This window comes from Actinoplanes sp. NPDC089786, from assembly GCF_040684855.1.
Taxonomy (GTDB): domain Bacteria; phylum Actinomycetota; class Actinomycetes; order Mycobacteriales; family Micromonosporaceae; genus Actinoplanes.
In genome coordinates, this window is record NZ_JBFBGU010000018.1 from 1 (window position 1) to 22,270 (window position 22,270).

At 70.9% G+C, this 22,270-nt stretch carries 21 protein-coding genes; 8 read left to right on the plus strand and 13 right to left on the minus strand.

Going from position 1 to position 22,270, the window contains the following annotated elements; all coding sequences use genetic code 11:
* Window positions 1-188: 188 nt before the first annotated feature.
* Window positions 189-1,025 (minus strand): IS5 family transposase, encoded by an 837-nt coding sequence (locus AB0O15_RS35045; protein ID WP_364327863.1) that lies wholly within the window; start codon window positions 1,023-1,025, stop codon window positions 189-191.
* Window positions 1,026-1,364: 339 nt separating this feature from the next.
* On the opposite strand from AB0O15_RS35045, the gene AB0O15_RS35050 reads away from it, so the two are divergent.
* The gene (locus AB0O15_RS35050) at window positions 1,365-1,709 is read left to right on the plus strand and encodes a transposase (RefSeq protein WP_364327866.1); all 345 of its coding nucleotides are present in this window, start codon (window positions 1,365-1,367) and stop codon (window positions 1,707-1,709) included.
* 82 nt (window positions 1,710-1,791) lie between these two features.
* Here AB0O15_RS35050 and AB0O15_RS35055 read toward each other — a convergent pair whose 3' ends face one another.
* Window positions 1,792-2,955, minus strand: a complete 1,164-nt coding sequence (locus tag AB0O15_RS35055; protein ID WP_364327869.1) for an NAD(P)/FAD-dependent oxidoreductase — start codon at window positions 2,953-2,955, stop codon at window positions 1,792-1,794.
* A 72-nt stretch (window positions 2,956-3,027) separates the two neighbouring features.
* Here AB0O15_RS35055 and AB0O15_RS35060 point away from each other — a divergent pair, with 72 nt between their 5' ends.
* Window positions 3,028-3,636, plus strand: a complete 609-nt coding sequence (locus AB0O15_RS35060; protein WP_364327872.1) for a TetR/AcrR family transcriptional regulator — start codon at window positions 3,028-3,030, stop codon at window positions 3,634-3,636.
* Here the strand turns inward: AB0O15_RS35060 and AB0O15_RS35065 are convergent.
* The 3 genes from AB0O15_RS35065 to AB0O15_RS35075 are packed head-to-tail and all read right to left on the minus strand — an operon-like array spanning window position 3,605 to window position 6,357.
* Window positions 3,605-4,297, minus strand: coding sequence for an FAD:protein FMN transferase (locus AB0O15_RS35065; RefSeq protein WP_364328393.1), 693 nt, complete (start codon window positions 4,295-4,297; stop codon window positions 3,605-3,607). The two genes, AB0O15_RS35060 and AB0O15_RS35065, sit on opposite strands and share 32 nt — an antisense overlap.
* Window positions 4,298-4,329: 32 nt before the next feature.
* Window positions 4,330-4,830 (minus strand): FMN-binding protein, encoded by a 501-nt coding sequence (locus tag AB0O15_RS35070; protein WP_364327875.1) that lies wholly within the window; start codon window positions 4,828-4,830, stop codon window positions 4,330-4,332.
* Window positions 4,831-4,842: 12 nt separating this feature from the next.
* Window positions 4,843-6,357 carry a ferric reductase-like transmembrane domain-containing protein gene (locus tag AB0O15_RS35075; RefSeq protein ID WP_364327878.1) on the minus strand — a complete coding sequence of 505 codons (1,515 nt, stop codon included), beginning with the start codon at window positions 6,355-6,357 and terminating at the stop codon, window positions 4,843-4,845.
* 135 nt (window positions 6,358-6,492) lie between these two features.
* Here AB0O15_RS35075 and cbiE point away from each other — a divergent pair, with 135 nt between their 5' ends.
* From cbiE to AB0O15_RS35090, 3 genes are read left to right on the plus strand one after another with little or no spacing between them, the layout of a single operon-like run.
* The gene (gene cbiE / locus AB0O15_RS35080) at window positions 6,493-7,734 is read left to right on the plus strand and encodes a precorrin-6y C5,15-methyltransferase (decarboxylating) subunit CbiE (RefSeq protein ID WP_364327881.1); all 1,242 of its coding nucleotides are present in this window, start codon (window positions 6,493-6,495) and stop codon (window positions 7,732-7,734) included.
* On the plus strand, window positions 7,731-8,558 hold the full coding sequence (gene cobM / locus AB0O15_RS35085) for a precorrin-4 C(11)-methyltransferase (RefSeq protein ID WP_364327884.1): 828 nt from the start codon (window positions 7,731-7,733) through the stop codon (window positions 8,556-8,558). The genes cbiE and cobM overlap by 4 nt, the downstream gene beginning before the upstream one ends.
* Window positions 8,555-9,361, plus strand: coding sequence for a cobalt-precorrin-6A reductase (locus AB0O15_RS35090; RefSeq protein WP_364327887.1), 807 nt, complete (start codon window positions 8,555-8,557; stop codon window positions 9,359-9,361). The genes cobM and AB0O15_RS35090 overlap by 4 nt, the downstream gene beginning before the upstream one ends.
* Here the strand turns inward: AB0O15_RS35090 and AB0O15_RS35095 are convergent.
* A complete protein-coding gene (locus AB0O15_RS35095; RefSeq protein ID WP_364327890.1) occupies window positions 9,308-10,099 on the minus strand; it encodes a cytochrome P450 in 792 nt (263 codons plus the stop codon). The two genes, AB0O15_RS35090 and AB0O15_RS35095, sit on opposite strands and share 54 nt — an antisense overlap.
* A 98-nt stretch (window positions 10,100-10,197) precedes the next feature.
* On the opposite strand from AB0O15_RS35095, the gene AB0O15_RS35100 reads away from it, so the two are divergent.
* The 3 genes from AB0O15_RS35100 to AB0O15_RS35110 all read left to right on the plus strand — a co-directional run bounded on the left by AB0O15_RS35100 (window position 10,198) and on the right by AB0O15_RS35110 (window position 13,357).
* Window positions 10,198-12,267 carry a WD40 repeat domain-containing protein gene (locus tag AB0O15_RS35100; protein WP_364327893.1) on the plus strand — a complete coding sequence of 690 codons (2,070 nt, stop codon included), beginning with the start codon at window positions 10,198-10,200 and terminating at the stop codon, window positions 12,265-12,267.
* Window positions 12,260-12,817, plus strand: a complete 558-nt coding sequence (locus AB0O15_RS35105; protein WP_364327896.1) for a phosphotransferase — start codon at window positions 12,260-12,262, stop codon at window positions 12,815-12,817. Before AB0O15_RS35100 ends, AB0O15_RS35105 begins: the two co-directional genes overlap by 8 nt.
* Before the next feature lie 78 nt (window positions 12,818-12,895).
* Complete coding sequence (locus AB0O15_RS35110; protein WP_364327899.1) at window positions 12,896-13,357, plus strand: hypothetical protein; 462 nt, start codon at window positions 12,896-12,898, stop codon at window positions 13,355-13,357.
* A 15-nt stretch (window positions 13,358-13,372) separates the two neighbouring features.
* Here the strand turns inward: AB0O15_RS35110 and AB0O15_RS35115 are convergent, their stop codons facing one another.
* The 7 genes from AB0O15_RS35115 to AB0O15_RS35145 form a co-directional block, all read right to left on the minus strand.
* Window positions 13,373-13,675 carry a hypothetical protein gene (locus tag AB0O15_RS35115; protein ID WP_364327901.1) on the minus strand — a complete coding sequence of 101 codons (303 nt, stop codon included), beginning with the start codon at window positions 13,673-13,675 and terminating at the stop codon, window positions 13,373-13,375.
* 312 nt (window positions 13,676-13,987) lie between these two features.
* Window positions 13,988-14,860, minus strand: a complete 873-nt coding sequence (locus AB0O15_RS35120; protein ID WP_364327904.1) for an intradiol ring-cleavage dioxygenase — start codon at window positions 14,858-14,860, stop codon at window positions 13,988-13,990.
* Window positions 14,857-15,876, minus strand: a complete 1,020-nt coding sequence (locus AB0O15_RS35125) for a maleylacetate reductase (RefSeq protein ID WP_364327907.1) — start codon at window positions 15,874-15,876, stop codon at window positions 14,857-14,859. Before AB0O15_RS35125 ends, AB0O15_RS35120 begins: the two co-directional genes overlap by 4 nt.
* Window positions 15,873-17,615 carry an FAD-dependent monooxygenase gene (locus AB0O15_RS35130; RefSeq protein WP_364327910.1) on the minus strand — a complete coding sequence of 581 codons (1,743 nt, stop codon included), beginning with the start codon at window positions 17,613-17,615 and terminating at the stop codon, window positions 15,873-15,875. The genes AB0O15_RS35125 and AB0O15_RS35130 overlap by 4 nt, the downstream gene beginning before the upstream one ends.
* Window positions 17,616-17,696: 81 nt before the next feature.
* Window positions 17,697-18,623 carry a helix-turn-helix domain-containing protein gene (locus AB0O15_RS35135; protein WP_364327913.1) on the minus strand — a complete coding sequence of 309 codons (927 nt, stop codon included), beginning with the start codon at window positions 18,621-18,623 and terminating at the stop codon, window positions 17,697-17,699.
* 45 nt (window positions 18,624-18,668) lie between these two features.
* On the minus strand, window positions 18,669-20,717 hold the full coding sequence (locus AB0O15_RS35140) for a phosphocholine-specific phospholipase C (RefSeq protein ID WP_364327916.1): 2,049 nt from the start codon (window positions 20,715-20,717) through the stop codon (window positions 18,669-18,671).
* A 108-nt stretch (window positions 20,718-20,825) separates the two neighbouring features.
* On the minus strand, window positions 20,826-22,229 hold the full coding sequence (locus AB0O15_RS35145; protein ID WP_364327919.1) for a hypothetical protein: 1,404 nt from the start codon (window positions 22,227-22,229) through the stop codon (window positions 20,826-20,828).
* Window positions 22,230-22,270 lie beyond the last annotated feature (41 nt).

Consider the following 22,270-nt stretch of genomic DNA (forward strand, 5'->3'; position numbering starts at 1 on the left):
ACCACGCCGCGATGGCCCAATGGGCGATGATCATCATCATGACCCGCCGGTTGGCCCGCCACCAACACACCTGAACCCCTCATTTACCAGGGTCTAAGGGTGTTGCCTATACGCGCTCAGAGCAGAAGGTCCTGCTCTGAGGGCGTATAGAGGGCGTCTGATTCACGTACTTTGTGCGTTATGGTGGTTTAGGTGTCTCGCCAGGTTGGGGTGGTTTCGTCAGCCGCTCGTCGGATGAGGTTGTCGATCATCGCGATGCGGACCATGGTGGCGGAGGTTTCCGGGAGGGTTTCGTAGTCGCGGGCCAGGCGGCGGTGTTGCATGAGCCAGCCGATGGTGCGTTCGACGACCCAGCGACGCTTGATCACTGAGAAGCCTTTGACCTGCGGGTCTTTGGTGACTACTTCGACATCGACGCCAAGCGCGGCGCCGTGTTCGACGACCTTTTTGCGGAATCCTGCGTCGACCCAGGCCTTGGTCAGCGTGGGGTAGGTGTCGGTGGCTCGGTCGAGTAGGGCCGAGCCGATGGTGTTGTCGCTGACCGAGGCGGCGGTGACGATGACGGCGAGCAGCAGGCCGAGAGTGTCGGTGATGATGCCGCGTTTACGGCCGACAATTCGTTTGCCTGCGTCGATGCCCTGGCTGGCGGCCGGAACGTTGGTGGACGTCTTCACGCTCTGGGTGTCCATGATGGATGCCGTCGGTTCGGGGTTGCGGCCGGTCTTGTTGCGTACCAACCCGTTCAGGCTGTAGTTGAGGTCGGTGAAGATGCCATCGGTGTTCCAGGTCTTGAAGTACCAGTAGACCGTCTGCCACGGCGGCAGGTCGTGGGGCATGTAGCGCCAGGCGATACCGGTGCGGTTGACGTAGAGGATCGCGTTGAAGATCTCCCGAAGATCATGCTCGGCGACACGGCCACCGATGCCGGCTTCGGTACGGGCTTGGCGCCACGCGGTCAGCCGGGCCTCGATCAGGGCCCAGCGGGCATCGGACAGGTCGCTGGGATAGGCGGCGCGATTGGTCATGTAATGCAGGTAGCGTCGCTGATCGCACACATCCCAGACGCGTGGTGCGTCGAATCCTGCACGAACCTGAATCAGACACGATCGAGTGGCCAAATGTGGTCGTAATGGTGCTGCCGATACGGACCAATCGACTGTTGTAGGGACTTACCAGGCTGGCATTGCCCCGAGAAGCGCGATGACAAATAATTGCACTCCTCTCGAACCAGAACTAAACGTCCAGATAGAGCCTGTTTGATACTGCGGGTGGGCTGGTGTGGTAGCGGCGTGGCGTTGATCGATACAAGGGCAGGCTCTTGGTAGATAGGCGGTTCCTGCACCTGCCATCACCAAGAGCCTGCGATGCCATTGAACATCCGCGACACCGCCGGCGCCAACCCGCTGCTGCACACCGCCGCCCAACACAGCATCCGCTACATATGGGCTGATCACGCCTACCGCGGCGACCTCATCACCTGGGCCAACCACACCTTGAACCTCACCGTCCAGGTCGTCGCCCGACCCAGGGTCAGAGGCTTTCACCTGCTGGCCCGCCGCTGGGTCGTGGAACGCAGCTTCGCCTGGATCAGCCGACGCCGCCGCTGCGCCCGCGACTACGAACGCCTGCCCGAACACCACGAAACCATGGTCTACCTCGCCGCCGCCCTCCACATGAGCCGCCGAGCCGCCCGCCTCCATACCACCTGACCAGCCCACACATTCCAAGACAGGCTCTATACGCGCTCAGAGCAGGACCTCCTGCTCTGAGCGCGTATAGGCAACACTCGCGTCACTGACCGAGCTGAGCGCCCATGCGGCGGCGGATCGGCGGGAGGGCGTCGACCGTGCGCAACATGGTCCGGAACGCGGCCCGGCCCAGGCGGTTCGGCGAGGCGCCCTGGCGGGCGTTGCGCAGGGATCGGCGGACGGCGGCGAAGCCGTACCCCAGCATCTCGGTCTCGTAGTCGCGCAGCGCGGGCAGGAGGTCGGGCCTGGTCAGGGCGCGGGCCAGCAACTCGGCGTCGCGCAATGCGGTGTTGGCGCCCACCCCGGCCATCGGGGTCATGTTGTGGATGGCGTCGCCGAGCAGGGTGACCCGGCCGGTCGGCCAGGGCTTGACCGGGATGGCGCTGCGGATGCGGAGCGCGTTCGGCGTGTCCGAGCCGGCCACCAGGTCGCGGAGGGCGGGCGCCCAGCCGGTGGTGCGCTCCAGGACCAGCCGGCGGAGATCCACGTTGGCCGGCGGCGGCAGTGCGGAGGCCAGATCGGAGAAACTCCACAGGACGTACGGGTCGTCGCCGGGCCAGATCGCGGTGAAGAACGAGCCGCGCCGCGCCGGGATCACCAGGTTGACGTCGTCGGTCAGGACACGGGGCAGTGTGGCCGCGGGAAGCGGGTGCCGGCCGGCGATGGTGATGATGCCGGTGTCGACGCGCCCGGCGGCGTGGGGGAGCAGCTGGGCCCGGACCCGGGAGTTGGCGCCGTCGGCCCCGATCAGGACGTCGGCGGTGTCGGTGCTGCCGTCGGCGAAGTGCGCCGTGACCGTGTCGCCGGAGACGGCGTAGGAGACGAACTCGTGGCCGGTCCGGAGGTCGTCGCCGAGGCCGGCGAGCAGCACCTCGCGCAGCTTGATCCGGCTCACGCCGTAGTGGCCGTCGCCGACCTCGGTGGCCGGGAAACGCAGCAGGTCACGCAGGTGCTCGGTGGTGAAGCCGAAGCCGGCCCGGTCGGCCGGGACGGTGTCGAGGAACGTCTTCCAGCCCTCGGGTGGCAGGCAGGCCTCCACCGCCCGGGCGCCGTGCGGGTTGATGTGGATGCGGTAGCCCTGCAACCAGTCGGTGCGGGCCTCGGTGCGCTCGTGGACGGTGACCGGCACGCCGGCCCGGCGCAGGCCGTGGGCCAGGCACAGGCCGCCGATCCCGCCGCCGATGATCATGACTCTCAAGCTGGGCATGGCTTGAGTGTCATCTTTGCGGTTGTCTCTGTCAATCGTTCAGTTGATTAAGGCAGGTGCTAGGGTGATCCGATGCCTCGTCGTTCACCCAGCGCCGACCAGCGCAAACGTGACCCGGAGCGAACCAAGGAGCGCATCCTCGAGGCGGCCTTGATCGAGTTCAGCGAGCACGGGCTGGCCGGCGCGCGAACCAGCGCGATCGCCGCGCGGGCGGGCGTCAACCAGCAGCTGATCTCCTACTACTTCGACGGCAAGGAAGGCCTCTACCGCGCCCTTCAGCGGCGGTGGGAGCAGACCAGCGGGACGCCGCGGCCGGACGTGCCGATGGCCCACATCGTCAGCGGGTTCCTGCCGGTCGACGCGACCCAGCGGGCGTGGGCGCGGCTGCTGGCCTGGGAGGGCCTGACCTCGACGGGGCCGGACGACACCGAGACCGGCGACTACTTCGCGGCGATGGTCGAGGACATCCGCGACCGGCAGCGGGCGGGTGAGCTGGCCGAAGACCTCGATCCCACGTACGTCGGGGTGATCTTGTTCGCGGCGACCCTCGCCCCGACGATGCTGCCGCAGATCGTCCGCCGGTTGACCGGCCTCGACGCCGCGTCGCCGGAGTTCGTCCAGAAGTACGCCGACGAGCTCGGCCGGGTCCTCACGAAGCTAACGGGAAGCCGTCCGAGGTGAAGGCGCGGGCATCGTCGGTGACCACGGCCGACTCGTAACCGTCGGCGACCAGGGTGGCCAGCCAGGCGATGCCCGGCTCGCCCATGGCCAGGGCGGCCGTGGCGTAGGCGTCGGCCACGGCCAGGTCGGGGCCGGTCACGGTGACCGAGCGCAGGCCGGTCGCGGGCGCGCCGAGGCGCGGGTTCCAGACGTGCGCGCCGCGCTCGTAGACGCCGGAGGTCGCGACCGCGCCGTCGGTCACCGCGAGGACCCAGCAGAGCTTGTCGGCCTCCCAGGGGTGGCGCACGCCGACCCGCCACGGGCCGCCGACCGCGCGGATATCCCCGCCCGCGTTGATGAAGTGCCGTTCGGAGCCGGCCGACACCAGGCGGCGGGACGCGACCTCGACCGACCAGCCCTTGACGTAGCCGGACGGGTCGAGCGGGCCGGCGGCGTACGCGTCGAAGTAACCGCCGGTGAACTTCCACAGCTCGGCGCACTTATCCAACACATGCCGCATGTCGGGCGAAAGGGAAGCGGCGTCAACTTCGCGGCGCTGGAAACGGTTGACCTCGCTGTCGTCCTTATAGGTGGAGAACCGCGCGTCGACCTCGTGCAGCCACGCGACCACATCAGCGATCCAAGCCTCGGAAGAAGCTTCGATGCTCACGGCCGTACCCATGACCTGCTCGACGTGGCGCACGGAGAGGGAGCCTACTTCGCGGCCTTGTCCAGCGCGGCCTGCAGACCCTTCAAGTACGCCTCGCTGGTCAGCGTCGCGCCGGAGACCGCGTCGACGTCCGCGCTCTGCGCCTCCAGCGTGGCCGCCTTCAACGCCTCGATGGCCGGCGGGTTGATCGTGCCGCTGTCGTTCGCGGTCGGGTAGCCGGCCTGCACCGAGGCGATCTTGCCGCCGGTGACCTTGAGCGAGAGCGAGATGGTGCCGTACACGTACTTGGCATCGGCCTTGAACGTGCCGTTCTTGAACTTGCCCTCGTCCTCGGCCGGCTTCTTCTCGGCCGGCGCCTTCCCGGTCGGCTTCGTGGACGGCTTGTCCGCCGCGCCCGCCTCGCCGTTGGAGGCCGGCTGCTCGTTGGCGGCGGGAGCGGGAGGCGCGGCGACAGGGGCCTCGGGCACGGACACGCTCAGCCGGACCCCCACGATGAGGGCGGCGCCGGTCAGTGTGCCTACGGCCGCTGCGGTGCTACGTCGCATCAGAAAACTCCGTCAGAATTCGAAGGGGTCGAGGTGCATCTGGCTGTCCGGAACCTCGAGCTCGTGAAGCGTCGCCACCGCGGCGCCGACCAGCCCGGGCGGGCCGCAGAGGTAGATGTCGCGGCGGTTCACGTCGGGCACCAGGCCGAGCATCCCGTTCGGGGTGAACAGGCGGCTCGGGCCGGGGTCGTTGCGGGAGCCGACGATGTAACGGACCCACGCGTCACGGCGCTCGGCGAGGTCCTCGAGCTCGGCCCGGAAGACCAGCTCCTCGGGGCGGCTGGCCCGGTAGATCACGATGGTGTCGGCCGGCATGTCCTCCAGCAGCGCCCGGATCGGCGCGATGCCACTGCCGCCGGCGATGAGAAGAGCACGGCGACGGGTACGCCGTTCGGCGGTGAACGTGCCGAACGGTCCCTCGGCCCACACCGGCGTACCCGGTTGCATCTCGGCCAGCTTCGACGTGTGGCCGCCGACCGCCGTGACGGTCAGCCGCAGCCACTCCGGGTTGGGCGCCGCGGACAGCGAGAACGGGTGCGACTGCCACCAGCCGTTGGCGGTCAGGAAGCGCCACCGCATGAACTGGCCGGCCTGGGCCGGCAGCTTGTCGAGGCGTTTGCCGTCGATGTAGAGCGAGAACGTGTTCTGGCCCTCGGCGACCACCTCGGCCACCTCGAAGCGGTGCCGGATGTTCAGCCAGACCGGCTCGACCAGGCGGCCCCAGGCCAGGGCGGCGATGACCAGCGCGGCGAGACCCGGCCAGAAGATCTTGGCGTACGGTCCGCCGAGGTTGGCGCCGGTGGCGACCTGGTGGCCGTAGCCGAGCAGCAGCACCGCGTACCCGGCCAGGTGGATCAGGTGCCACAGCTCGTAGGGCATCCGCGTGCGCAGCGCCCGGATCGAGATCAGGCTGATGAACACGAGCAGGCCGGTCGCGATCAGCGCGCTCATCATGTCCGGGAGCGAGGTGATGATCGTGATGCCCTGCTCGACGACCGGGGTCTCGGCGGTCAGGGCGTACCCGTAGATGATGAACACCGCGTGGGCCAGGACCGTCACCACCAGTGACGTGCCCAGCCACCGATGCCATTTCAGCAGGTCACGGGAGCCGACCCACTCCTCGAGCCAGGACACCCGGCTCATCATCAGCAGCTGGATGAACAGCACGTAGCCGGCGATCAGCCCGGTGATCCGGCCCACCGCCAGCATCAGCGTGGCCAGGTCGTTGACCGTGCCGGCCTCGGTCTCGAAGAGCCACATCGACACGCTGGCGCCCAGGCCGCCGAAGAACAGCAGAACCGTGAGCAGGCGGTTCCCGCTGTTCGCCTCGGCCGGCGGGCGGTCGTCCACCGGCGGCAGGGACTGCGCCTGCCATCCGCTGGGGTCGGTCTGCGACTCGAGGACGATGTCGCTGCGCTGGTAGGCCTCGTCGTTCCACCATTCCGGCGGTTCCTCGCGCCGGCCGTACCGTGGGTCCTCGAAGGTTGGAGACTGCTGGTCAGCGGTGTTGCCGTAGGCCCGCGCCATTCGTCCTCACCCTCAGATCCTTCGCTCGGGTGCCGGTTCACCCCCCGGTGTCCGGCCGTCTGGGAATTGGTACGCAGCGCCGGACGGGATGGCTCAAAGATCCGGGCAGAAAGTTCCCTGGGGTAGCGTCTCGTCGTGCTCAAGGTGGTGGGGATCGGTGCAGGTGGTTGGTCTGATCTTTCGGGTACGGCCACGGCGGCGCTGAGGTCCGCGTCGGTGGTGCTGGGCAGCCGCCGCCAGCTCGATCTGCTGCCGTCGGAGGTGACGGCCGAGCGGATGCCATGGCCGTCGCCGCTGCTCCCGGCGTTGCCCGGGCTGCTGGCATCATTCGCCGAGCGGGACGTGGCCGTGCTGGCCAGCGGGGATCCGATGTTTCACGGGATCGGGGCGACGCTCGCCCGCCTGCTCAACCCCTCAGTGGTAGCTCAGAGCGGCGTCCGGGTCTCCGATGCCGCTCTGGGCTACCACCTGGAGTGGGAGGTCATCCCGCATCCGTCGTCGGTGTCGCTCGCCGCGGCTCGCCTGGGGTGGGCGCTGGCCGAGGTCGAGGTCGTGAGCCTGGTCAACGCGCCGGTCTCGAACCTGCGCCGCCGGCTCAACCCAGGGCGCCGGATCCTGATCCTGTCGGCCGGCGCGGGGACACCCGCCGAAGTCGTGGACCTGGTGCACCGCGCCGGGTTCAGCGAATCAGATATTTCCGTCTTGTCGGATCTGGGGGGCCCGGCCGAGAGCGTGACGGCATGGGCCGGGGTCGCGGCCGAGGAGATCTCGGCGCTCAACATCGTGGCCGTCGAGTGCCGGGGCGGGCCGGCGACACCGGTGGTCCCGGGGCTGCCCGACAATTCGTATGAATCGGATGGTCAGCTCACCAAGCGTGAGGTGCGCGCGGTCACCCTGGCCACCCTCGGCCCCGCGCCCGGCGAACTGCTGTGGGACGTCGGCGCCGGCGCCGGCAGCATCGCGATCGAGTGGATGCGGGCGCACCCGTCCTGCCGGGCCATCGCCGTCGAGGCCGACCCGGCGCGAGCGGCGACGATCGAGACCAACGCGGCGCGGCTGGGGGTTCCCGGTCTCACGATCGTGACGGGTACGGCGCCCGCGGCACTGACCGACCTGCCGTCCCCCGACGTGGTCTTCGTCGGCGGCGGCGTCACCACGGACGGGCTGGTCGAGGCGTGCCTGGCCGCCCTGCCCGGCGGCGGGCGCCTGGTCGCCAACGCGGTCACCCTCGAGTCGGAGGCGGTGCTGACCGCGTGGCACGGCAAACTCGGCGGCGAGCTGACCCGCGTCGCCGTGCAGCGCTCCAAGCCGGTCGGCGGCTTCACCGGCTGGCACACCATGATGCCGGTGACGATCCTGTCGGTGGTGAAGCCATGACGGTCCACTTCATCGGCGCCGGCCCAGGAGCGGAAGACCTGATCACGGTACGTGGGCAGCGCCTGCTCGCCGCGTCGCCGGTCTGTCTGTACGCCGGCAGCCTCGTCCCGCCCGGCCTGCTCGCGCACTGCCCGCCCGGCGTCCGCCTGGTCGACACCTGGCCGCTGACCCTTGACGAGATCATCGCCGAACTGGTCGCCGCGCATCAGGCCGGCCAGGACGTGGCCCGGCTCTGCTCGGGCGACCCGTCGGTGTTCAGCGCCATCGCCGAGCAGATGCGCCGCCTCGACGCGGCCGGCGTCCCGTACGACGTGGTGCCCGGCGTACCCGCCTTCGCCGCCGCGGCCGCCGCACTGGCCCGGGAGTTCACCGTGCCCGGCGTGGCCCAGACCGTGATCCTGACCCGGACGGCCGAACGCGCCACCGCCATGCCGCCCGGCGAAGACCTGGCCACCCTGGCCGCGAGCCGCTCCACGATGGTCCTGCACCTGGCCATGCATCGCATCGACGCGGTCGTGGCCGACCTGCTGCCCCACTACGGCCCGTCCTGCCCCGTGGCGATCGTGGCCCGGGCCAGCCGCGACGACGAGGTGATCCTGCGCGGCACCCTGTCCGACATCGCCGCCAAGGTTCACGAATCGGGCATCAAGCGCACGGCCGTGATCGTGGTCGGCGCGGCCCTGACGGCCTCACAGTTCCCCGACAGCCACCTCTACTCGTTCCAGCGGCCCCGCCCGCTCACTCAGCCGGACCACTCGCTCGCCGAGCCGGACCGCCCGCTCACTCAGCCGGACCATCCGCTCGCCGAGCCGGACCGCCCATGATCGTGCTCATCCTCGGCGGGACCACCGAGGGGCGGCTGCTCGCGTCGGCGTGCGTCCAGCTGCCGGGGGTCGTGACGATCAGCTCGCTGGCCGGCCGCACCAACGACCCCCTGATCCCCGCCGGCGACCTCCGCATCGGCGGCTTCGGCGGCGTTTCCGGCCTGACCCGGTATCTCGGCGCTCAGAAGATCGACGCCGTGGTCGACGCCACGCACACCTTCGCGCGGCAGATGACCGAGCATGCCGTCGAGGCTTGCGCCGCTTCGGGCGTACCCCTGCTGATCTTGAGAAGACCGGGCTGGACCGAACAACCGGGCGACACGTGGCACCGCGTCCCGTCCCTGCCGGCCGCCGCCGTGCTGCTCCCCGAGCTGGGGAAGCGGATCTTCCTGACCACCGGCCGTCAGGAGATCGGGGCGTTCGCCGGCCTCGACGACCTGTGGTTCCTGGCCCGCTCGGTCGAGCCCCCGGCCCCGCCCATGCCGCGCCGCCTTTCGGTGCTGCTCGACCGCGGCCCGTTCACCGTCGAGGGCGAACAGGCGCTGCTCACCGCCCACCGCATCGACGTCCTGGTCACCAAGGACAGCGGCGGCCCCGCGGCCAAACTGACCGCGGCCCGCGCCCTGTCCCTCCCGGTCGTCCTGGTCGACCGTCCCGCCCCGCCACCCGTGCCCCTGGTTCCCTCGGTCGAGGCGGCCGTGACCTGGTTGCGCACCCTCATGACGCACGCACCGGCAGGCGACGGCCGTTCAGCCGGTGGTGACGGGCAGCGAGCTGACCCCGCGGACCTCGGGCTGGGGTAACCAAGCCAGGTCCTCCGGGAGGATCGCGAGGCGCAGGCCCGGGAACCGGGTGAGCAACCCGCCGATCGCCACCCGGGCGGCCAGGCGGACGTGGGCCGCGACCGGGCTCAACCGGCGTCCGTAACCCAGGCCGAGATGGCCGTCATCGGCGCGCATCAGGTCGAGACGGTCCGGGTCGGGGAAGCGGCGCGGGTCGCGGTTGGCCGCGGCCAGGCTGACGACGACGTGGTCGCCGGCCGAGATCACCTTGCCGCCGATCGTGAGCTCCTCGACCGCCACGGCGGGGGCGGTGCGTGGCACCGGGCCGTCGAAGCGGATCAGCTCCTCGACGGCGGCGGGCAGCAGGGTGGGGCGGGCCCGGAGCGCGGCCGTCTGCGCCGGATGTCGGAACAGCGTGATCATGGCGGTGCCGACCACGTCGATGACCGGGCGGGGCGGTGTGGTGATCAACTCGTGGGCCAGCGGGACCGCGACGTCCGGAACCAGGTCGCCGCGGCCGCGGGCGGCCAGGCCGTCCAGCAGGTGGGCGACGATCTCCTCGGCGTGGGCGTCCGGCGGTGGGTCGACCGGGGCGGGCGGGTCGGTCAGCGGGCGCAGCCGCTGGTCGTCCAGCGCGGCGCGCGCCTCGTGGTAACGGGTGACCAGCCAGAACTCCGGCCCGGCGGGGCCACGCGTGAGGTGGATCGGCGCGCGTGCGGGGGCCGGGCGGGCATCGATGATCGACTCTGGATTAGTCACGGCCCGCAGACTCTAGCGGGTCTGTACATCTCGGACAGTCCCGCCTTCGTGGGTTTACCCCCTGGACGAGCCTTGACCTGCGCGGTAATGATGCCCGGGTGACGGACGACTTTCTGCGCGCCGTCGTCGACCGGCGCGAACGGCCCCGGCTGTGGGCGTCGTCGTGGCGGGCCCGTACGCCCGAGGACCGTGCTCGTGCCCGGCTGGTCCGCCTGGCCGACGCGGCCCGCAGCGAGCCCGCCGACCTGGCCGTGCTGGCGGCGACCCACGGCCTCGACGCTGGTCTCGGTGGCCTGGCCGGCCGGGTCCGGTGGGCCGACGCGCGGCCGACCGGCGAGGTGGCCCGCTACGGCGTTGATCATCCGGCGCCGCCGATCACCCGGATCTGCGCGGTCGACTTCGCGGACGTCTCGGGCATCGCGACCGCCACCGGCCGCGGGCGGGACGGCATCCGGATCTGGCGGCCCGGCGCCGAGGAACCCGTCGCCACGATCACTCGAACGGGTGACGATGTCGGCGCGCTGACCGGTCTGCGGTCGGGTGGCGCCACGTTCCTCGCGGCCGGCCTGCGTGACGGCCGGGTCCTCGTGTGGCGGCTCCGGCTCGCCGGCGAGCAGGTTGCCGTCGGTCCCATCCTGGAACGGGACCTCGGCGTCCGCGTCACCGCGATGTGCGCGTTGCCCGGCCCGTCCGGCGACCGGCTCGCGTGCGGGGGCCAGGACGGCCGGGTGGCACTGTGGAGCGCGGCCGGCACGGCGGCCGGTGGGTTCGCCGCGCACGGCGGCGCGGTCACCGCGATGGCGGCGCTCGGCCGGGATCATCTGGTCACGGTGGGCGCCGACCGCGCGGTCCGGGTGTGGGACGGCTCTTCCGGCACGCCGTACGACGAACTCGCCGCGACCGACGTGCGGGCGCTGTGCGCGTGGGACGGCACGGTCGCGTTCGCGTCGCCCGGCACGATCACTCTGTGGACAGTTGACACCGGTGACATCCGCGAGTTCCCGTCGGCCGAGGTGACGTCGGTCGGCGCGGTCCCGTTCGGCGGGACGACGTTGCTGGCCGCCGCGGGAGACGAGATCCACTTCCGCGATCCGGTCGGTGGCGCGGTTTCCGGCGCGTGGGGCGCGCCGTCGTTCAACGAAGGCTGGTGTACGTACGCCGAGGCGGCCTGCCCGGTCCGGGTGGACGGGCGCGTGCTGCTCGCCACCGGATGCCGGGACGGTGCGCTGCGGCTCTACGACCCGGCCGAGGGCATCCCGGGGCCCGGCCCGTCCGGGGCGGCCGACGGGCTGTGCCTGCTGAGCGTCGAGCAGCGCCCCTACGCGGTGGCCGTCGGTCCCGGCGGCGTCCGGTTCTGGGACGTCGAGACCGGCGCGATCTCCGGGGCGATCGAGCTGGCCGAGGCGGCCCACGACGTCTGCGTGGTTCCCCTTCCCGGGCGTACGCTGCTCGCCTGCGCCGGCCCCACGTCGCTGCGACTGGTCGACCCCTACCAGGGCGCCGTCGTCCGGGAGATGAGCGGGCCGACCAACCGCGTCTGCTCGGTGACCGTGGACGGCCAGGCGATGGTGGCGTCGACCGGCGAGGACGGCACGGTCCGGCTGTGGGACCCGATCGCCGAGTCGCCCGGCCGCGTCCTGTTCACCGGCCGCACGCCCACCGACGCCCTCTGCCCGGTGCCGTTCGAAGGTCGCGAGCTGCTGGCGTACGCGTGCTTCGAAAAGGTCTTGATCGTGGACCCGTCGACCGGTGACCTGCACGCCACGCTGGACCGTTGCGGCGCCAACGCGCTGGAGGTCTTCGTGTACGACGGCCGTACGATGCTCGCCGGCGCGCCCTTCGAGTTCACGCCCGGCGGCCCGTCCGTGCACCTCTGGGACGTGGCGGCGGCGATCAAGGAGGATGGTCCGGCCGCTCCGGTGGCGACCTTCGGCGGCCAGGTCGTGCGTTCCGAGGACCTCTGCCCGGTCGAGCTGAACGGCCGCACCCTGATCGCGGCGGTCCACCCCGACCAGTGGGTGACGCTCAGCCTGTGGGACCCGGCCGAGCCCACCGCCCCGCTGCGCGAGTACCCGTTCTTCCAGGCGGCTCGCCGGGTCGAGTCCCCGTCACCCGGCACCCTCGTGGTCGCGCTGGCCAACGGGGTGGTGACCCTCAACCTTGGATGAGCTGTTGCGCCGCCTGCCCGCCGCCGGATTCGAGCGTGCGCCCCGGATCCGGCCGGACGGAACCCGAACCTGGATCGAAGGTGAGGTTCCCACGGCCGGCCCCTACCACCTGAGCGACGCCCGGATCGTCAGCGCCACACAGCTGATCCGGGCCTTCCACGACGCGACCACGAGAACCGGCCTCACCGCCGGCCAGGAGATCGTGGCCCACAACGACCTGGGCCCGCACAACACGGTCTTCGCCGGCGACGAGGCGGTCGGCCTGATCGACTTCGACGATGACGTGGCTCCGGGCGCCCGCGCCGACGACTTCGCCCACGCGGCCTGGGGTTTCGCCGACCTGACCGACCCCGCGGTCCCGCGGCCCGAACAGCTCCGCAAGCTCAATCTGATGTGCGCGACCTACGGCGACATCACACCGGCCCAGACTCTCGACGCCCTGGCCGCCCGCTTCGAGCGCGCGATCACCCAGCACCGAGCAGCCAACCGCCCCGCCGCGGTCCACATCTTCGAGGACTTCCGAGCCCGGCTGGTGGAGGAGCTGCGATGACTGTCGGGGACTTCCGGGCCCGGTCGGAGGAGTCGCGATGATCGTCGGGGACTTCCGCGCCCGGCTGGAGGGGTCGCGATGATCGTCGATCAGACGCTGATCCGCATCGGGCAGGGCGTGGAGCTGCATCACCATCGGGGTGAGCGCGAGGCCGCCCGTCTCATGTTCGCCCAGATCTGGGACGACATCGGCGGCGAGCAGGGCGATCCGCTGCACGTCTGCGTCCTCGCCCACGCGATGGCCGATGTGCAGGACGACCCCCGGCAGGAGCTGACCTGGGACCAGCGCGCCCTGACGGCGGCCGCCCTGCTCACCGAGGACCGGGTGGCCGAGGCCGGAGTCGCCATGCCGGTGGCCGCCCTCTACCCGTCACTGCACCTCAACCTTTGCGAGTGCTACCGCAAGCTGGGCGACCTCGCCCGCGCCCGCGAACACCTCGATCTGGCCCGGGCCAGAATCGGCGCGCTGGGCGACGACGACTACGGCCGGCTGATCAAGGACGGCCTGGACCGCGCGACGCAGCAGCTGGCCTCGACGTAGCCGGTGACATCGCGGTCAGGCGTCAGGGGCGTGGCAGACCGCCTCGAGGTTGATGCCGTGTGGGTCGACCACGAAGCCTCCGAAGTAGTCGGCGTGGTACTCGGGATGTACCGCCGGCGTCAGCAGTGACGTTGCCCCGGCGGAGAGGGCGGCCTGGTAGAACGTCGAGACCTCGGCGCGGGTGTCGACTGTGAAGGCGAGGAGCCGGACCGGTCGGGATTCGTCATGGTGATCATGGCTCCCGTGATTGCGGTCACCGGATGACCTCAAGAGGATTAGTCCGATTTCGGCGGCGCGGCGATGACCGGGTCGATGCATGGGCCGACGTGGCAAAAGGGACGCTTTGCCCTGGTCGGAGCGGAGGTCAGCGCCTAACGTTTGCCCGGTAAGAGAAAATTACGGTTTTGGAGAAACGTGAATCACCCTCACCGGTCCGGTCCTACCGCTCGTCGTCGCCGCTGGATGTTCGTGGTCGTCCTGTCCACCCTGGCCGTCGTCAACGGCACCCAGCTCCTCGGCCCGGCCGACGCGAACGTTCCCCAGGGCTCCTCGATCGCGAGCGCGCCGTAAACGGTAGGCGGGGCGGTGGGCGGTCACCCGTGCGGTAGGCGGTAGGGGCGCACGGTAGGGCTACTGATCGGGCGCCAGCACGATGTCGAAACGGACCCGCGACCACGAGCCCGCGACCTCACGACCATCCGGCGTCGCGGTGCCCGCCGCCTGAGGTTCGAAGCGCTTCACCAGCGAGTCACGTACGCCGAAGACGCTGTCGCTGGTCAGCAGCTCGTCGCCCGCGACGAAGATGTGTGTGACCAGCGTCCGGAATCCCGGGGCCCGCACCATGAAGTGCAGATGCGAGGCGCGCATGGGGGAGCGGCCGGTCGCCGCGAGCAGACGTCCCACCGGCCCGTCATGCGGGATCGGGTACGGCGTCGGTGTGATCGCCCAGAAGCGGTAGTCGCCATCCGCCCCGGCGACGAGGTGACCGCGGGCGGCCACACGCTCGTCCGAATACTGCACGTCGTAGAAGCCTTCGTCGTCGGCCTCCCACACTTCGATCCGCGCGCCGGGGACGGGGTTGCCACCGGTGTCATGGACGGCGCCGCTGACCCAGCACGGTTCGCCGGGGGCGCCGTTGGCGATGTCGCCGCCGGGCGGGATCAGTGGCGACCCCTCGACGAAGAAGGGACCGAAGACGGTGGCCTCGGTCGCGTCCGCGTACGCCTCATTGTTTACCGTGATCGTCTGCATGGACACCCCGAGCACGTCGCTGAGCAGCACGAACTCCTGCCGCCGGCGGTCGGTGATGTGGCCGGTGGCGGTGAGGAACTCGATCGCCGCCTGCCATTCGGCCTCGGTCAGCCGGGTCTCGCGGACGAACGCGTGCAGGTGGCCGGCGAGCGCTCGCATCAGTTCCCGCAGCCGCGGGTCGGGCGTGCCGTCGAACGAGGCGAGCACGCGTTCGACCAGCTGGGCCTCGCGCGCGTCCTGTTCCGTACTCATCGCGGATCCTTCCCCTCCCAGGCGTCGTGGAGCAGCGTCGCGAGGCGGGCGCCGTCGACCGGCGCCGGGTTGTTCCCGGGTACGGCGGCCAGCACACCGTCCGCCGCCGCCGGCAGGTCGGCCTCGCGGAGCCCGAGTTCCCGCAACGATCGTGGCGCGTCGAGCCGATTCGCGAGGCGCAGCAGGCCTTCCAAGGCGGTCGGCGCCCCGAATGCCGGCGCCAGCGCGGGCGCCGCGAACTCGTTCAACGCCGTCACGTAGGGCAGGACCACCGCGTGTGTCGGAGCGTGCGGCAGGTTGAACATCCCGCCGAGCACGTGACAGACCTTGTGGTGCAGGCCGGATCCGGCCGACGCGAACGCGACCGCCGCCAGATACGCGCCGTACAGCAGGTTCTCGCGTCCCTCCACATCGGAGGGATGGTCGAACACCCGTGGTAGTCCGGCGTTCAGCGCGCGAATACTTTCCAGCGCGAACGCGCGGTTGATCGGGTCGGCGCGCGGCGCCCACATCGAGTCGACGCCGTGCGCGACCGCGTTCAGCCCGGAGGCGACGCTCAGCGGGACGGGCAGCGACAACGTGAGGCTCGCGTCGTAGACGACCACCCGCGGCAGCACCCGCGGATCGGTGCCGGTGGTCTTGCGGCCGCCCTCGGTCAGCCCCCACACCGCGGTCGCCTCCGAGCCGGCGTAGGTGGTCGGCACCGCGATGATCGGCAGCCCGGTGGTCAGCGCGACCGCCTTGGCCAGGCCGGTCGTCGAGCCGCCGCCGACCGCGACCAGCACGTCGACCCCGTGCGAGGCGGCCGAGGAACGCGCGCGCTCGGCGACCTCGACGGGCACGTGCATGACGACCTCGGTGTGCCGCACCGCGCCCTCGAGTTCGATCGACGTTCCGGTCGAGACGAGCATGGGCCGCCGGGCGCCCAGTCGCTCCACCTCGGCCGCCACGTGATCCGCCGCCGCGTACGAGTCGAAGACGACCCGCTGCGGCAGTGATTCGTGAGTGAACTTCAACTCTGGCGTCCCAGAATCGTCAGCAGGGCCGAGCGCAGGGCGGACGCGGGGTCGTCGGGCAGACGCATCGCACGCCACCCGATGTGTTTGTCCGGCCGCACCAGCAGCACACCGTCCTCCTCGACCTCGCGCGCCCGCGCCCAGTCGTAGTAGAGGTCGGTGACCGTACGGCCGGGCCCGATGACCACGATCCCCAACGGTACGCCGAGCTCGGCGCCGATCTTCGCCGCCGCGTCCGCCCACGGTTCCCCGGAGATGCCTGTGAGCAGCGTGAACCGGCTCATCGGGGCCAGGTCGAGGGTGGAGATCCGGGTCAGCGTGTCGCCGACCCAGACATGGGGCAGCCGGGCGCCCGGCACGGTCGAGGCCTCGTAGTAGAGCTCCGGGTCGCGGCTCGGCGCCGGTCGGGTGGCGCCGTCCGGGACGATCGCCGCCGAGGTGTAGAACTGGCCCATGTCCACGCCGTGCGCGTTGAACTCGTAGTGCTTCAGCTCCATCGCCGCGACCAGGGCGGCCCGCTTCGCCTTCCCGCCCGGGGTGTTCGCCTTCCGCTCCTCGATCCGCGCGGCCATCTCCGCCTCGTCCTCGGCGTCGAGCAGTCCCAGAACCTCGAAGAACTGGACGAACTCACGGCTCGACCGGTTGGCCCGCACCACGATCTGCTCGGCGACCGGCGCGCGTTCGGCCGAGTACGTCTCCAGCAGCGCCGGTGACGCCTGCCCGCGCAGCACGGCGGCCAGCTTCCAGGCCAGGTTGTACGAGTCCTGGATCGAGGTGTTCGAGCCCAGCCCGTTGCTCGGCGGGTGCCGGTGCACGGCGTCGCCCACGCAGAAGACGCGCCCCGACTGGAGATGGGTCGCGTACATCTCGTTGTTGCCCCACAACGAGGTCCCGGTGATCTCCACCTCGATGTCGGGCAGGCCGAGCAGGTTCCGGACGACCTGCACGGCGGCGGCCTCGTCCACCACGGGCGGCGGTTGCTTGATGTCGTAGCCCCACACGATCAGCCACTCGTTCCACGGCCGCACCATGCGGACCAGGCCGGCGCCGATGCCGCCCACGTTCGAGCCGGGCTGGATGACCCAGTAGAGCACCGAGGGCCGGTGGCCCACGTACGCCGAGATGTCGGCCTTGAAGGTGATGTTCATCGACCCGGCGATGTCCATGGCGCCCCGCATCGGCAGGCCGAGGTCGGCCGCGACCTGCGAGCGCGCGCCGTCGGCGCCGATCAGATAGCGGGCCCGGACGGTGTACTGCTCTCCGGTGAGCCGGTCCCGCACGAGCACGTCGACGCCGTCGTCGTCCTGGACGTGCGACACGTACTCGGTCTCGAAGCGCGCCCGGGTGCCGCGTTCCACCGCGTTGCGGACCAGGATGGGCTCGAGGTGGTTCTGCGGGATGTCCACCGGCAGACAGGGCGAGGCGAGCCGATAGTCGGCCTCGCGGGCCGGGTGGGTGCCCCAGGTGAGGATGCGCCCGATCTCCTCGCCGGCGATCGAGGTGCAGAAAACCGTGTCACCCATCAGCTCGTGCGGCGTCGCGTCGGCCTGAACCTGTTCCTCGATGCCGAGGTCCCGGAAGATCTCCATGGCCCGCTGGTTGGTGATGTGCGCCCGCGGCGTGTTGGCCGTCCACCGGTACTTCGTGATCATCACGTGCGGAATCCCGAGCGTGGCGAGAAGCAGCGCGGCGCTGGCCCCGGCCGGTCCCGACCCCACGACGACGACGTCGGTAGTCACCCTGACATCCATCCGCCAAGTCTCCGGCCGATCGGCCCGGCCGTCCGGAAAAACGGCGGAAGTCCGAAGAGATGGCGGAATCTACGCGTTGCCGGGGAGCGCGGCGCGGGCCTCGCGGCGGACGTCGGAGGGGCGGCGGCCGTAGCGGGCGCGGAAGGTCTGGGAGAAATGCGCGGCGGAGCCGAAGCCGCAGCGGGCCGCGACCTGTGACACCGGTGTCCCGGGCGCGGAGGCGAGCAGCGTGTGGGCCCGGTCGAGGCGGCGGGCCAGCACGAACTGCGGGACGCTGACGCCGGTCGACCCGAACGCCCGGGACAGGTGGCGCTCGCTGATGCCGATCGCGGTGGCCACCCGGGCCGCGCTCAGGCCGGGGTCGGAGAGGTGGAGTTCGATATAGGTGCGGGCGTTGGCGACATGCACCGAGGCGGTGTCGTGGCCCGCGGTCATGCTGGCCAGCAGTTCCAGGGCCACGTCCTCGTCGACCGGGCCTCCCGAGGTCAGGGCCTCGTCGACCAGCCGGGCGAAGGAACGGGCACTGGGGTCGCCGCGGCCGAAGTCGCGCACCAGCGGTGTGCGTACCTCGTCCAGGCCGGTCACCGACCGGAAGACCGGCCGCCGCACCTTGACCGCCAGTTCCTCCAGCCCGCGCGAGAAGCCCCGCATGAACGGCCGGTCCGCGTCGCAGATCAGGGCCTGCCCCGGCCGCAGCGTCAGCACCCCGTCGTCGTGGTAGAAGAACGCCTCGCCGACCAGCGTCAGATAGACCGCGACGGCGTCGGCCGGGTTGCGCCGGACCTCGGCGGCGGGCCGTTCGACGACGTGCGCGTTCCCGCGTACGCGGGCCAGATGCATCCCGTCGAGCTGGAGGTTGACCTCGGTCGCGTCCAGCGCCGCCTCGCCGAGCATCCGGCAGCGCAGCCCGATCAGCGCCCGGGAGTTGTGCTCCTCCCAGCGCGCGATCTTCTGCGCCTCGGGCAGGCCCGCCGTGCTGAAGGACACCGGCCTCATCGCCGCACCATACGCCGATCGGCCCGGGCCGTCAGGCGCCGTTGATCAGTGCGCCTGGACGAGGCCGCCCATCAGCGGGTCCGTGATGCTGTCGCGGCCGTTCTCCAGGTGGCCGGCGAACTGCTGCTTCGCGCCGCCCGCGAAGGTCACGGTCAGGTCGTGCCAGCCGTGGGTGCGCTGCACGTTCCAGGACTTCGTGGTCGACCGGCCGGCGGGCACGGTCACCGGCGTTCGGTGGCCGGTGTAGCGGTCGACGACCGTCAGCTCGGCGCGCCGCGTACCCCGGTTGTCGAACGTCAGGGACACCCGCGAAGCCCGCGCCTCGACACTCAGCCTGACCCCGACGGGGCTCTCGCGGTGGAAGGCCCGGAAGAACCCGTTGGGACCATGAACCTCGATCGAACTCGAAGTCCACGTGTCGGCGAGGCGCTTGCCCGGGGAAACGGTGTAGGTGCGGGGATCCACGCCCGTCGCGCGCACCTGGAACACCGCGGTCTGGCGGCCGGTGTTGCCGAACTCGATGGTCGTCGTTCCCTTGTGGAACCGCGCGTCGGCGTGCAGCTCGTAGGGGAGCGCGCGGGCCGGGCGGATGCCCCGCTCCTGCCGCGGCAGCCGCTGGTCGGCCGGCGGGACCGGCACCTCGTCGGGCTTGCGGACCAGGTCGTCCGGCTTGAAGGCGTCGGTGCCGGGCAGGTGGATCGGGCGCGGGCGGTTGGGCGTACGGAAATCGAACGCCGTGGTCAGATCGCCGGTGACCGCGCGCCGCCACGCCGTGATGTTGGTCTCGACCAGGTCGGGGCGGCGGTCGGCGAAACGCGCCTCGAGGAAGCGGATCAGCGACGTGTGGTCGAACAGCTGCGAGTTGACCCAGCCGCCGCGCGTCCAGGGTGAGACGACGATCGTCGGGACCCGGATGCCGAGGCCGTAGGGCCCCGCCGGATAGCGCGCGCTGCCGGGGAAGATCTCATTCGTGACGGGTACGGTCGACAGCCCCTGATCGCGTGTCACCGGTGGCATCGGCGGCACGAGATGGTCGAAGAAGCCGCCCTCCTCGTCGTAGGTGATGAACAGCGCCATCTTCGACCACACCTCCGGGTGCGCGGCGAGGATGTCGATGACCTGGGAGATGTACCAGGCGCCGTAGGACGGTTCCCAGTTCGGGTGCTCGGTGTACGCCTCCGGCGCCACGATCCATGACACCGGTGGCAACTTGCCTCGGGAAACGTCGGCGCGGAACTGTTCCAGCAGCAGGTCCGGCGACCGGCCGTGCGCGTTCACGTTGGTGCCGGTCTTGGCCCGGTCGGCCAGCGGGGTGCCGGGCCGCGCGTTCTGGTACTGGTGGAAGTAGAGCAGCGCGTTGTCGCCGTAGTTGCCGATGTACGGGTCCGAGGTCCAGCCCCACGATCCCGCCGCGTCCAGGCCGTTCCCGATGTCCTGGTAGATCTTCCAGCCGATGCCGGCCCGCTCCAGGCGCTCCGGGTACGTCGACCAGTCGTACCCGGCCTCGGCGTTGTCGACGACCGGCCCACCGGCCCGGCCGTCGTTGCCGACCCAACCGCTCCACATGTGATAGCGGTTCGGGTCGGTCGGGCCGAGCAGCGAGCAACGGTAGTTGTCCAGCACCGTGAACGCGTCGGCCAGCGCGTACTGGTAGGCCAGGTCGTCACGGTTGTGATAGGTCATCGCGGTGACGCCCTTGTTGGGCACCCAGCCGTCGTGATGTCCCCGGTTGACCGCGGCGTGCCCGTCGGTCCAGCCGTGCGGCGGGTCGGGCAGGTAGGTCTGGCCCAGGTCCGGGACCGGCGGGCGGAACGGCAGCAGGTCCTGGCCGCCCGGGCCGTTCGGCTGGTGCCACACGCTCTTCCCGCTGGGCAACCGGACCGGATGCGGGTCGGCGAAGCCGCGTACGCCGCGCATCGCTCCGAAGTAGTGGTCGAAGGACCGGTTCTCCTGCATCAGGATGATCACGTGCTCGACGTCGGCGATCGAGCCCGTCCGATCGTGCGCCGGGATGGCCAGCGCCTTGCCGAGGTCCAGCGGCAACGCCGCCGCCCCCGCGATCTTCAGGAAGTTCCGGCGATCCACGGCAGCCATGAAGCGGAAGTTAGCTATGCCTTCTGAACGACCAGCACGTAGAGCGCGAACGATGCACCCTCGCGCCGGAAATCCTTGGTGTACGAGAACCCGAGCCGCTCGCGGCCTCTAGCGATGCGCCTCCACCGCATGGGCGTCAGCACCGTCATGTCCCCGCCTTCGCAGAGCGCCGACGCCCGCGCCGACGGTCAGCACCTCGACGGCCACCAGGAGGATCAGGTCGGCCCCGGTGTCAGCGTTGCCGAGCAGGCCGAACGCGGTGTGGCCGGCCAGCGCGCCGACACAGGCGGCGAGCAGGTGGCGCGGCGTCGTGACCCAGCGCCGCACCGTCCACAGCGTCACGCCGGCGAGCACGGCCGCTCCGGCCATCGGCAGCAGCGACCAGGCGCCGTGCGTGAACAACGGCTGGGTCGCGCCGCCGAACGGCCAGATCATCGCGAGGAAGGCGAAGGTCGCCAGGGCGGTGGCGCCGGCGACGACGGGTACGGGCTTTTCCATGAAGATCTGGGCCGGCCCGACCCGGACCTTCAAGGCGGCGACGACCACTGCGGCGGCGGCGACGGCGATGATCAGCGCGGCCAGCGGCGGCATCGTGTAGCCCGGGTCCTCGGCGGGCGGCACCACCACCCGGATCAGGCCCGCGCCCAGCAGCGCGACCACGCCGGCCGTGATCACGCCGCCGCGGCGCAGGTAGGGGCGGGCGCCGTAGCGGAACTCCACCAGCAGGATCGGGATCGTGATGCTGAAGACGGCGTGGTAGACCAGGTTGACCTCGGTGTACGCGGTGTTCAGGCCGAACAGGCGCGGCGCCCAGCCGGCCGCACCGTACAGATGCGGGCTGGTCAGGCTCTGCAACGCCAGACCCTCCTCGACCAGGCCGTAGGCGACGCCCATGAGCAGCAGGTTGGCGATCCCGCCGCCGGTACGCCGCACCACCTCGCGGATCAGCAGCGCGCCGCCGCCGTAGATCGGGATGAAGAACAGCACCACCCAGGCCATGTCGAGCGGGATGTTGCCGAGGCTCACCTCCGCGACCAGCGGCGCCGCCAGCACGAGCAGCCCGGCCGCCTTCAGGTTGCGCGGCCGCGGGTCGGGCACGGCCGGGAACGCGTCCCGGACGGCCCGCCGGTTGACCGCCACGATCAGCGCGGCCAGCACCGCCAATTGGACCACCTGCACGGCCCGCAGCCAGGCCGGATACTCGGCCGACACCAGCAGCCAGGCCACCGCGGCGAAGCCCACGACCGAGACGATGCGTACGCGGCGGTACGCGCGAGCCACGCCCGCCACCAGCTGACGGGTCACCCAGACGTAGAGGACGGCCACGACCAGCACCGGGATCGGCCGGGTCCACAGGGTCGCCGACAACGCGTGCGGATCCATCTGTGGCCGCCTGGCCTGCTGGTAGGCCAGCACCTGACCGTGGAACACCACGGTGAGCAGGGCGAACACGACGTTGACGGAGAGGCTGGCGACGAGCAGGACGACAACGGTCCGGATCGATCGGGTCATGCCTCCGACGTTAGGAACACCGGCCCCCGGCCGGATCCGGC

Coding starts and splice junctions, on each gene's coding strand:
- AB0O15_RS35045 (WP_364327863.1), bottom strand. CDS start 1,025: ATGACCAATCGCGCCGCCTATCCCAGCGACCTGTCCGATGCCCGCTGG.
- AB0O15_RS35050 (WP_364327866.1), top strand. CDS start 1,365: ATGCCATTGAACATCCGCGACACCGCCGGCGCCAACCCGCTGCTGCAC.
- AB0O15_RS35055 (WP_364327869.1), bottom strand. CDS start 2,955: ATGCCCAGCTTGAGAGTCATGATCATCGGCGGCGGGATCGGCGGCCTG.
- AB0O15_RS35060 (WP_364327872.1), top strand. CDS start 3,028: ATGCCTCGTCGTTCACCCAGCGCCGACCAGCGCAAACGTGACCCGGAG.
- AB0O15_RS35065 (WP_364328393.1), bottom strand. CDS start 4,297: ATGGGTACGGCCGTGAGCATCGAAGCTTCTTCCGAGGCTTGGATCGCT.
- AB0O15_RS35070 (WP_364327875.1), bottom strand. CDS start 4,830: ATGCGACGTAGCACCGCAGCGGCCGTAGGCACACTGACCGGCGCCGCC.
- AB0O15_RS35075 (WP_364327878.1), bottom strand. CDS start 6,357: ATGGCGCGGGCCTACGGCAACACCGCTGACCAGCAGTCTCCAACCTTC.
- cobM (WP_364327884.1), top strand. CDS start 7,731: ATGACGGTCCACTTCATCGGCGCCGGCCCAGGAGCGGAAGACCTGATC.
- AB0O15_RS35090 (WP_364327887.1), top strand. CDS start 8,555: ATGATCGTGCTCATCCTCGGCGGGACCACCGAGGGGCGGCTGCTCGCG.
- AB0O15_RS35110 (WP_364327899.1), top strand. CDS start 12,896: ATGATCGTCGATCAGACGCTGATCCGCATCGGGCAGGGCGTGGAGCTG.
- AB0O15_RS35115 (WP_364327901.1), bottom strand. CDS start 13,675: ATGCATCGACCCGGTCATCGCCGCGCCGCCGAAATCGGACTAATCCTC.
- AB0O15_RS35120 (WP_364327904.1), bottom strand. CDS start 14,860: ATGAGTACGGAACAGGACGCGCGCGAGGCCCAGCTGGTCGAACGCGTG.
- AB0O15_RS35135 (WP_364327913.1), bottom strand. CDS start 18,623: ATGAGGCCGGTGTCCTTCAGCACGGCGGGCCTGCCCGAGGCGCAGAAG.
- AB0O15_RS35140 (WP_364327916.1), bottom strand. CDS start 20,717: ATGGCTGCCGTGGATCGCCGGAACTTCCTGAAGATCGCGGGGGCGGCG.
- AB0O15_RS35145 (WP_364327919.1), bottom strand. CDS start 22,229: ATGACCCGATCGATCCGGACCGTTGTCGTCCTGCTCGTCGCCAGCCTC.